8 protein-coding genes, 1 tRNA gene and 2 pseudogenes are annotated in these 9,405 nt (G+C 56.0%); 7 read left to right on the top strand and 4 right to left on the bottom strand.

Features of this window, described 5'->3' with window-relative positions; genetic code table 11:
• Nucleotides 1–133: 133 nt before the first annotated feature.
• Nucleotides 134–331, top strand: a pseudogene (locus LC334_RS22535) (transposase); the annotation flags it as partial.
• A 75-nt stretch (nt 332–406) separates the two neighbouring features.
• Here LC334_RS22535 and LC334_RS22540 read toward each other — a convergent pair.
• On the bottom strand, nt 407–1,312 hold the full coding sequence (locus tag LC334_RS22540; RefSeq protein ID WP_085802568.1) for a LysR substrate-binding domain-containing protein: 906 nt from the start codon (nt 1,310–1,312) through the stop codon (nt 407–409).
• A gap of 30 nt (nt 1,313–1,342) precedes the next feature.
• On the opposite strand from LC334_RS22540, the gene LC334_RS22545 reads away from it, so the two are divergent.
• The 6 genes and pseudogenes from LC334_RS22545 to LC334_RS23160 all read left to right on the top strand — a co-directional run bounded on the left by LC334_RS22545 (nt 1,343) and on the right by LC334_RS23160 (nt 8,139).
• A complete protein-coding gene (locus tag LC334_RS22545; protein WP_223413132.1) occupies nt 1,343–2,557 on the top strand; it encodes a pyridoxal phosphate-dependent aminotransferase in 1,215 nt (404 codons plus the stop codon).
• Nucleotides 2,554–3,768 carry an acyl-CoA dehydrogenase gene (locus tag LC334_RS22550; RefSeq protein ID WP_085802567.1) on the top strand — a complete coding sequence of 405 codons (1,215 nt, stop codon included), beginning with the start codon at nt 2,554–2,556 and terminating at the stop codon, nt 3,766–3,768. The genes LC334_RS22545 and LC334_RS22550 overlap by 4 nt, the downstream gene beginning before the upstream one ends.
• Nucleotides 3,769–3,771: 3 nt before the next feature.
• Nucleotides 3,772–5,937, top strand: coding sequence for a thiamine pyrophosphate-dependent enzyme (locus tag LC334_RS22555; RefSeq protein WP_085802566.1), 2,166 nt, complete (start codon nt 3,772–3,774; stop codon nt 5,935–5,937).
• Nucleotides 5,934–6,965 carry an ACP S-malonyltransferase gene (locus tag LC334_RS22560; protein ID WP_085802565.1) on the top strand — a complete coding sequence of 344 codons (1,032 nt, stop codon included), beginning with the start codon at nt 5,934–5,936 and terminating at the stop codon, nt 6,963–6,965. The genes LC334_RS22555 and LC334_RS22560 overlap by 4 nt, the downstream gene beginning before the upstream one ends.
• A gap of 1 nt (nt 6,966) precedes the next feature.
• Nucleotides 6,967–7,572, top strand: a pseudogene (locus tag LC334_RS23155) (aldehyde dehydrogenase family protein); the annotation flags it as partial.
• Nucleotides 7,546–8,139: an aldehyde dehydrogenase family protein gene (locus tag LC334_RS23160; RefSeq protein WP_263286614.1), complete on the top strand. Its 594-nt coding sequence runs from the start codon at nt 7,546–7,548 to the stop codon at nt 8,137–8,139. The pseudogene LC334_RS23155 and the gene LC334_RS23160, both read left to right, overlap by 27 nt.
• Nucleotides 8,140–8,477: 338 nt before the next feature.
• On the opposite strand, the gene LC334_RS22570 is transcribed toward LC334_RS23160, so the two are convergent.
• From LC334_RS22570 to LC334_RS22580, 3 genes are all read right to left on the bottom strand, one after another.
• Nucleotides 8,478–8,553 (bottom strand) — tRNA-Trp (locus LC334_RS22570).
• A gap of 342 nt (nt 8,554–8,895) precedes the next feature.
• The gene (locus tag LC334_RS22575) at nt 8,896–9,195 is read right to left on the bottom strand and encodes a hypothetical protein (protein WP_085802564.1); all 300 of its coding nucleotides are present in this window, start codon (nt 9,193–9,195) and stop codon (nt 8,896–8,898) included.
• Between the two features lie 136 nt (nt 9,196–9,331).
• On the bottom strand, nt 9,332–9,405 hold a 74-nt coding region (locus LC334_RS22580), incomplete at its 5' end, for an EF-Tu C-terminal domain-related protein (RefSeq protein WP_202814033.1).

Genomic DNA, 9,405 nt, shown 5'->3' on the forward strand with positions numbered 1-9,405 from the left:
CTTGGTGGTTACGATGAGCCAGAAACCCTCCCTTATCAAATCGCCTCAAAATGTCCCATGAGCGCTGACGTCAGACAGTGCACCCCAAAAGTTCCATCGTTTGATAAGAGAGTCCGTCACCAAGGAGACGGACATCAGGAAGTCACATTTCACCGAAGAGCAGATCATCGCGATCCTGTCAGAACAGGAACGCGGAATGTCGACGGCAGAGGTCTGTCGTCATCATGGGATCAGCCAAGGCACCTTCTACAAATGGAAAGCCAAGTTCGGCGGCATGGATGTATCCGATGCCCGCAAGTTGAAGTCGCTTGAGGGCGAGAATGCGCGCCTGAACATAGGATATATCGCGTGAGACCAAGCTGTAGTCAGTGGTGGCAATCGACTGTACAGAACCGGCTGAACCGGATTAATTTAAGGCGGAACGCATTTTGGCGGATAGCTTCGCTTCGCGCCTGATCCAATTGCAAAATTCGTGCGCCAAATCATTCTCAACGCCTATTGGTGTCACAGCATAATACATCCCAGCCCCAGGGTCAGGCCGTCCGAACGGCACCAGCGTTCCTTGGGCGAGTTCGGCCTCGACAAGGTATGACGGGACAATCGCAGCACCGAAGTTAGCGATGGCAGCGGCAATGATCGCGGAGAACTGATCGAAGAAATCACCCCTGTTTGCCGGGCTGGGATCAAGTCCCAGAAACTCGAAATAGGCTGGCCAAGCATTCCTTCGGGATATCAGATGCAACAGGGGAAGACGCGTAGCGTCCTCCGCAGATAGTATTTCAAACTCTTCGATCATGTCCGGAGAAGCAACGGCGACGGGCGCTTCGGGGCAAAGCGTTGTGTGTTTTCCACCGATCCATTCCGGCGTGCCAAAGTGAATAGCGACGTCGAATCCTTCGCGAACCAGATCAAAGGGTTCGCTCCGACTCCTGATGACGAGATTTGCTTCTGGACAAGCAGCGCGAAAGCGGGGAAGGCGCGGTGCAAGCCAACGCGAGGAAAAAGTTGGTAGCACAGCAATGGAAAGCGCTTGTCCGGCAGGACGGGAGCCCTGCGCCTTCTGAATGATGTCACGCAGGCGTTCCAAACCGTGGTGCAAATCTTGCGCAAGCGCGGTTCCAGCGATGGTCAAGATCACACCCCGTCCTTGCTTGCGAAATAACTGCAGTCCAAGTGTCTTTTCAAGGTCCCTGACCTGCCTGCTGATCACGGCCTGCGACACATGAAGTTCTTTTGCCGCCGAGGTAAAACTCTGGTGCTTCGCGGCGGCTTCGAAACTACGCAGGACGGCTAACGTAGGGAGCATATTCATACCTTATAGTCATTAAATTATGATTCATTGATGCTTTTCCAGAGTCAGTCAAGCGCCTATCGTTTTCATATGGAGGGGAGCATGGAAGACTTTGAGTCACATCGCATCATCAGGGCCGACAGGCTCAACGGTCTTGAGCTATCGGAGATAGTCCGAATCTCGGAGAAGGCAGCCTACCTTCGAAAGCAAGGGAAAGACGTCGTTGCGCTTTCGACGGGAGAACCCGACTTTCCGACCCCGGATTTTGTCATTGATGCTGCAATGGTAGCAGCTCGGAGCGGCGCAACGCGATATACGCCCACGGCTGGAACGATTGAACTGCGTTCGGCGGTAGCTGCCGAGCACGGTCGTCAGCCTGGCGAGGTTGTCATTTCAAGCGGTGCTAAACAGGTGCTTTCCAACGCGATTTTTGCAACTGTGAATCCCGGTGATGAAGTCGTTATTCCCGCGCCATTCTGGACCAGTTACGCGGATATGGTGCGCATCGCCGGAGGTGTTCCGGTTATCGTCAAATGCGGTGTGGAACAGGGGTTCAAGCTTCGACCGGAACAGTTGCAATCGACACTCACTGAACGGTCGAAATGGCTGTTGTTGAATAGCCCGTCCAATCCAACCGGTGCTATCTACAGTGCGAAGGAATTTTCGGGACTGGCAGAGGTTTTGCGAGGGCATCCAGCGATCGGTGTCATCTCGGACGAGATTTATGCGCATTTGAGTTACAAGCAGTTCACAAGTTTTCTGGCAGCGGCCCCGGATTTGGCGGATCGGACTCTGATCGTTTCAGGAGTTTCCAAGGCTTGGGCCATGACAGGCTGGCGTATCGGTTGGGGGGTAGGCCCGACGAACCTGATCAAGGCAATCATCGACGTGCAGGGACAGTCGACATCTGGCACGTGTTCGATCTCGCAGGCTGCTGCATTGGCGGCGCTTGAAGGAGATCGGACGTTGTTGACAAAGCGTTGTGACATCTATTGCAAGAGGCGCGATCATGTGGTTGCGAAGCTTAACGCGATTCCAGGCATCACATGCACTGTGCCCGACGGCGCGTTTTATGTCTTTCCGACCTGCCCATTTGACGATGGCGAATTCTGCGCGCAGCTTCTCGAGGATGTCGGCGTTGCTGTCGTTCCCGGTCGCGCATTTGGGATGCCCGGTCATTTCCGACTGTCGTTTGCATACTCTGACGCAAACCTGGATGCTGGTATTTCCCGAATGGCCCGCTTTTTTGAAGGATATCAGAAATGAAAGACTTAAATGGCCGGGGTTTCGGCCCAGATCTTGCAGCCTTTGATTGGACCGACCCCTTTCGTCTCACGGATCAATTGACCGAAGATCAACGGATGTTGTCAGATGCCGCGCGTGTTTTTGCGCAGGAAACGCTGATGCCACGCATCACAGAGGCCTTCGCAGAAGAGAAGGTCGCACCGGAAGTGTTTGCGGAAATGGGCGCCGCAGGATTGCTTGGCGCAACCATCGGGGAAGAATTCGGTGGCTTGGGCGCAGACTACGTAACCTATGGCCTGATCGCCCGTGAAATCGAGCGTGTGGACAGCGGCTATCGATCGATGATGTCGGTCCAAAGCTCTTTGGTGATGTATCCCATCGACGCCTACGGCAGTGACGCGCAGCGCGCGAAATACCTGCCAAAACTTGCCAGCGGTGACTGGATCGGCTGCTTCGGTCTGACCGAGCCGGATGCAGGATCCGATCCGGCCGGCATGAAGACACGCGCCGAGAAGATTGACGGCGGTTACCGTCTGACCGGTTCCAAAATGTGGATCTCGAATAGCCCAATCGCCGACATTTTTGTCGTTTGGGCCAAATCCGACGCCCATGGCGGCAAAATCCGGGGCTTTGTTCTTGATAAGGGCCAGAAGGGGCTGTCGGCTCCGAAGATCGCAGGTAAGCTCTCGCTTCGTGCTTCCGTCACTGGCGAGATTGTCATAGATGGCGTTGAGGTCGGCGAAGATGCACTTTTGCCGGGCGTTGAGGGCCTGAAAGGTCCATTCGGTTGTCTCAACCGTGCGCGTTACGGGATCGCCTGGGGTGTCATGGGGGCTGCCGAGGATTGTTGGCATCGGGCACGCGACTACGGTCTGGATCGCAAGCAATTTGGAAAACCCATTGCGCAAACGCAATTGTTTCAAAAGAAGCTGGCCGACATGCAGACCGAGATAACGCTCGGGCTTCAAGCCGCGCTTCGCGTCGGGGAGATGATTGATACGGGCAAGGCCGCACCAGAGATGATTTCGCTGATCAAGCGGAACAACTGTGGCAAGTCGCTGGACATCACCCGGTTGGCCCGGGACATGCACGGAGGAAATGGCATCAGCCAGGAATTCCATGTGATACGCCACATGGTGAACCTGGAAACAGTTAACACCTATGAAGGCACGCATGACGTGCATGCGCTGATTTTGGGCCGTGCTCAAACCGGCCTACAAGCGTTTTTCTGACTGATGGACCGCGCTGTCATAGTCGAAAACAACTTTCGGCGGCGGGTTCTGGCTGGCGACTTGCCGGAGATTGCCCCGTGTAGCGGCCTCGGTCCGCAAGAGGCGGTAGGGTTGTTCCGGGCTCAGGTGCTCAGCCGCGCCCTTGATCTGGAAAGCCGCGCGATGCAGGCGGCGGGTCAGGGGTTTTATACTATCGGCTCGTCGGGTCACGAAGGGATGGCCGCTGTTGCCCACGCATTGCGTCCAACTGATCCCGCGTTTCTACACTATCGTGACGGTGCATTTCAGATTGCCCGGGCAAACCAGGTGCCGGGTCAGTCCATCACCTGGGACATGTTGCTGAGCTTTGCCTGTTCCTCCGATGATCCGATTTCTGGTGGTCGACACAAGGTCCTTGGATCGAAGGCGCTGAACATTCCGCCACAAACCTCGACAATAGCTAGTCACTTGCCCAAAGCTGTTGGAGCCGCCTATGCAATCGCCGCGGCCAGGCGCCATGCGCCCGAGCACGAGGCATACCCCCGCGATGCGATTGCGATGTGTTCATTTGGAGACGCTTCAGCGAACCATTCGACCGCACAAGGGGCATTCAATGCAGCCGCCTGGGCGGGTTTCCAGTCGACGCCGTTGCCACTGCTCTTCGTGTGCGAAGACAACGGCATCGGTATTTCCACCAAAACACCCGCCAACTGGATCGCGTCCACATTCAGCAATCGCCCTGCGCTGAAGTATTTCGCCTGCGATGGACGAGACATATACGACACCTATGCTTCAGCCCGCGCAGCGGCCGACTATGTTCGCACTCGGCGCAAACCCGCATTCCTGCATATGAGCACTGTCCGGCTTTACGGACATGCGGGCGCCGATGTCGCGACGACTTATCTTCCAAAGGCAGAAGTTGAGGCGCAGGAGGATCAGGATCCGCTGATCGTTTCGGCCGCTTTGCTGGCAGCATCGGATGCACTTACCCGTAAGGACGCCGTGAAGATCTATGACGAAACCCGCGCGCGCGTTTCCCGGACCGCAGCGGAGGTCATAAAGCGACCGCGTCTGAAAACGGCGCAGGATGTGATGAGCAGCATCCTACCACCCAAACGCTCCTGCGCTGCTTCCAACGGCCCGAGCAACGCCGATCGGCGGTCTCTCTTTGGTAGTGAAATCGAGGCACAGCAAGAGAAGCAACCAATGAACCGGCTGATCAACTGGACCCTTCACGATCTGATGCTGGAGCACCGTGAGGTCGTCCTTATGGGCGAGGATGTCGGGCGAAAGGGAGGCGTCTATGGCGTCACACAAAAACTGGCGACGCGGTTCGGGCCAGATCGTGTGATAGACACCCTGCTGGATGAACAGTCCATTCTCGGCCTGGGTATCGGAATGGCCCACAACGGGTTTTTGCCGATGCCCGAAATCCAGTTTCTGGCCTATTTGCACAACGCAGAGGATCAGCTCCGGGGCGAGGCTGCGACCTTACCGTTCTTTTCGCGGGGTCAATACACCAACCCGATGGTCGTACGTATTGCGGGACTGGGATACCAAAAAGGTTTCGGCGGGCATTTTCATAACGACAACTCTGTTGCCGTTCTGCGCGATATTCCGGGATTGATTCTGGCGTGTCCTTCCAACGGGGCGGACGCAGCGCAAATGCTTCGTGAATGTGTGCGGCTTGCGCGTGAAGAACAGCGATTGGTTGTCTTTCTCGAACCTATCGCACTTTATCCCATGCGTGACTTGCACAAGCCGGGAGACGCTGGCTGGATGCACCATTATCCGCCGCATGGAACGCATATTCCGTTCGGTGAGGTTGGTCAGTCAGGGGAAGGCGCCGATCTTGCAATTGTTTCGTTCGGAAACGGAACTTACCTTTCGCATCAGGCCCGCAGCGAGCTGGGCGACGGTGTTCGAATTGTTGACCTGCGGTGGCTCAACCCGCTTCCAATTGAAACGATGCTGGAATGCGTGCGCCCCTGTAAGCGCATACTCATCGTCGATGAAACACGCCGCACCGGCGGTGTGTCCGAGGCATTGATGACAGCGATGGCCGAAGCCGGCCTTTCTGCGACACGCCTTGCAGCAGAGGATAGTTTTATCGCGACCGGGCCGGCCTATGGCGCGACCATGCCCTCGCGCGAAAGTATTGTTGCCGCCGCAAAGGAGCTTTTGGGATGAAGACGGCGGTCCTGATTTGCCCCGGGCGCGGCACTTATAACAAGGCCGAACTTGGAACTTTGGCGCGACACTTTCCGGATGCGGATATGCTGGCGCGTTTTGATGCCTATCGCGAGAGCGAGAATCAGGAGACTCTGAGCGCGCTTGATGGCGCAGGCAGATTTTCCAATGCGAAACACGGACGCGGTGACAACGTCTCTGGCTTGATCTTTGCCGCTGGTTTTGGTGATTTTCTCAGCCTGTCCAGCGAGGTCGAGATCGTTGCGGTCACCGGGAATTCTATGGGGTGGTACACAACTCTCGCCTGCGGCGGTGCCGTCAGCCCCGAAGACGGCTTTGCGATCACAACCACGATGGGTCGCATGATGCACGAGAACGGCGAGGGCGGTCAGCTGATCTATCCGCACATGGATGCCGACTGGAAATTCAACGCAGATGACAAAATTACTCTTCTGGCAAAAGTCACCGAGATCGGATCACGGCCAAACCACGCCCTGAGCGTGTCCATTGATCTCGGCGGGATGCTGGTGCTGGCAGGTAACGAATCTGGGCTGTCGGCTTTCGCGTCCGAGGTTCCTCAAAGCGCCCGCTTTCCAATGCGTCTTCCTGGCCACGCCGGGTTCCATTCGCCACTTGTTGCGGCAGTGTCCGAGGCAGCGCTCGGACATTTTCCGGTGGAACTCCTCCGGCAGCCTGGAATTCCCTTGGTCGATGGGCGCGGTCAAATCTGGTGGCCGCATGCGTCCGATCCTGCGGCGCTTCGGGACTACACTTTTGGTCGCCAGGTGACCGCGCCCTACGATTTTACACGCGCAGTATCTGTGGCCGCACGGGAATTCGCGCCCGACATTTTTATCGTCGTTGGTCCGGGGACAACCCTCGGCGGGGCCGTTGCGCAATCTCTGATCACCGTCAATTGGCAAGGCATGAGTTCAAAGTCCGACTTTCAATCCCGCCAGGACACTGACCCCATTCTCATCTCTATGGGCCGTGAAGACCAACGAGCCCTTGTTTCGAAAGGGCGCTGACATGACACATCTGGACGTATTGAAAGCAGCCGGGTTGGATAACGCAGAACTCACGAGTAGAACCTTGCTCGTGCGCTCTCCCATTGATGGTGCCACCGTGGCACATGTTGCTGAAACGCCTGCAAGCGCAATGCCGGAGATCATTGCCGACGCGCAATCGGCATTCAAGGCATGGCGTACCGTTTCGGCGCCACGCCGGGGAGAGCTCATCCGTCTCTTGGGCGAGGAATTGCGGGCCGCCAAAGATGAACTTGGCGCCGTTGCGACTCTTGAGGCCGGAAAAATCGTTCCGAAGGCCTGGGTGAAGTGCAGGAAATGATCGACACCTGCGACTTTGCCGTCGGATTGTCGCGCCAGCTTTATGGCCTGACCATCGCGTCTGAACGTTCCGGACACCGAATGATGGAAACCTGGCTATCCGATGGGGCCTTGCGGTGTCATCACAGCCTTCAACTTTCCAGTTGCCGTCTGGGCCTGGAACACAGCACTTGCGCTCGTCTGCGGCAACCCGGTGATCTGGATGCTATCCGAAAAGACACCGCTTTCGGCGCTAGTAACCATGAAAATCATGGAGCGCGCTTTGGCCCGCTTCGGCAACGCACCAGATGGGCTTATTCAACTGGTCATCGGTGACCCCCGCGCAGATGGCATACTGATTGGACCGCTGATCGATCAGGGCACAAGCGACCGCATGCAGGCAATGCTGGAATCAGCGAAGGCCGAGGGCGGTACGGTGCATGGTGGTGGCGTTGCTCAGGGTATTGAGGGTGGTTGTTATGTAAATCCCGCAATTGTCGAAATGCCCGGTCAAACCGACATTGTCAGAACCGAGATCTTTGCTCCGATCCTGTACGTCATGGGATACAGCGACTTTGATGAGGCAATGGCACTTCAAAACGGTGTCCCGCAGGGCTTGTCATCGTGTATCTTCACGCTGAACATGCGTGAGGCAGAGCAGTTCCTGTCTGCTGCTGGATCGGATTGCGGCATCGCCAATGTCAATATCGGGCCTTCGGGCGCAGAAATCGGTGGCGCTTTCGGTGGAGAGAAGGAAACCGGGGACGGACGTGAAAGTGGGTCTGACGCATGGAAAGGGTATATGCGCCGCCAGACGAACACGATCAACTACTCGGCCGAACTGCCACTTGCGCAGGGCGTCAAGTTTAACATCTGACGTGAGGGCATCAGCGTGAAATACGACGGCAGCATCGCCATCCCACAATTTGCCCCTCAACCCAAGATACCAATCTTCTGCAAACTCTTTGGCGTGGGCCAAGCTATCGGTCTTAGTTGAAATACCTCGATTTTTTGCCCGCCAGGAAAGTCGAACATTGCCAGTTTGGGCTGTTTTCGCGCTGTTACACGTGGACTTTTCCGCCCAGAATCGAATGTTTGGCCACGATACTGCCCCCCACTTATCTGTGTGTGAATTTGTGTAAGCTATGTGTAACGGAATTTTGACGAATGCCATCCGTCAAGCTTCGCTGTAATATGTTGTTTTTGCCTTATTTATGGCAGGGGCAGCAGGGCTCGAACCCGCGACCTACGGTTTTGGAGACCGTCGCTCTACCAGCTGAGCTATACCCCTATGGCCACGGCAGGGATTATGACACCTTGGCGCCGGAATCAAGCGCCGTTTCGCGACATTTGAATTTGATGAAGGAATGATTCGAAAATCGGACCGCAAACGAAATAGAACGCCCTTGTAAGCGTATATCTTGAATGCTCGGCGGGCCGGGATCATGTGATGACCTTAGAAAACGCCGCCGCCCCCATCGAGGGCCGCCCTCGCGATTTTTGGCCGGTTTGGCGCGGATTACCTCCTTTTGGGGGCAAGGATCTACAGGATCTCATATGATGCGCATTTTCTGATACGCAGCCATGCACCGTATCGAGCTAGGCTATGGGAAGCTTTCTCGTATTGATAACACTAGATATGACCGGGACAGTTGTGTGAAGTCTGCTTCGCCCACGCTTCACGCAGGCAAGGGTCATGATAATGCTCGCAGTCCTGCCCGGGATGAAGTCTACACGACACCAACATGCCGACCATGAGACCGGGAACGAAGAATATTACGAGAAAGACAACGAACAAACCAGCCGCCCGCAGGGAATTTGAGGACAGCAATTTGAACTCTTCATTTCGCCTGCGCACGATCCAACAGGTCAGCACCGCAGGCACGAGCAGCCCGACAAATATCTCCGCAATGATAGGCAAATAAACGGTCATTGGGCCCGAGTCTCCCGAATTGGAGCGCCAAACAATTCCGAGGCACCAGGTCAATTCTATGTGCTGATTATGACATAGAAAAGCAAAAGGGCGCCTCGGAGAGCGCCCTTTCCGTTTTGTCGTGCTCTGACAAGGATTATTCGATGATTTTAGCGACGACGCCGGCGCCGACGGTGCGGCCGCCTTCGCGGATGGCGAAGCGCAGGCCGT

This window comes from Roseovarius aestuarii (assembly GCF_019966515.1).
In the GTDB taxonomy this organism is placed as follows: domain Bacteria; phylum Pseudomonadota; class Alphaproteobacteria; order Rhodobacterales; family Rhodobacteraceae; genus Roseovarius; species Roseovarius aestuarii.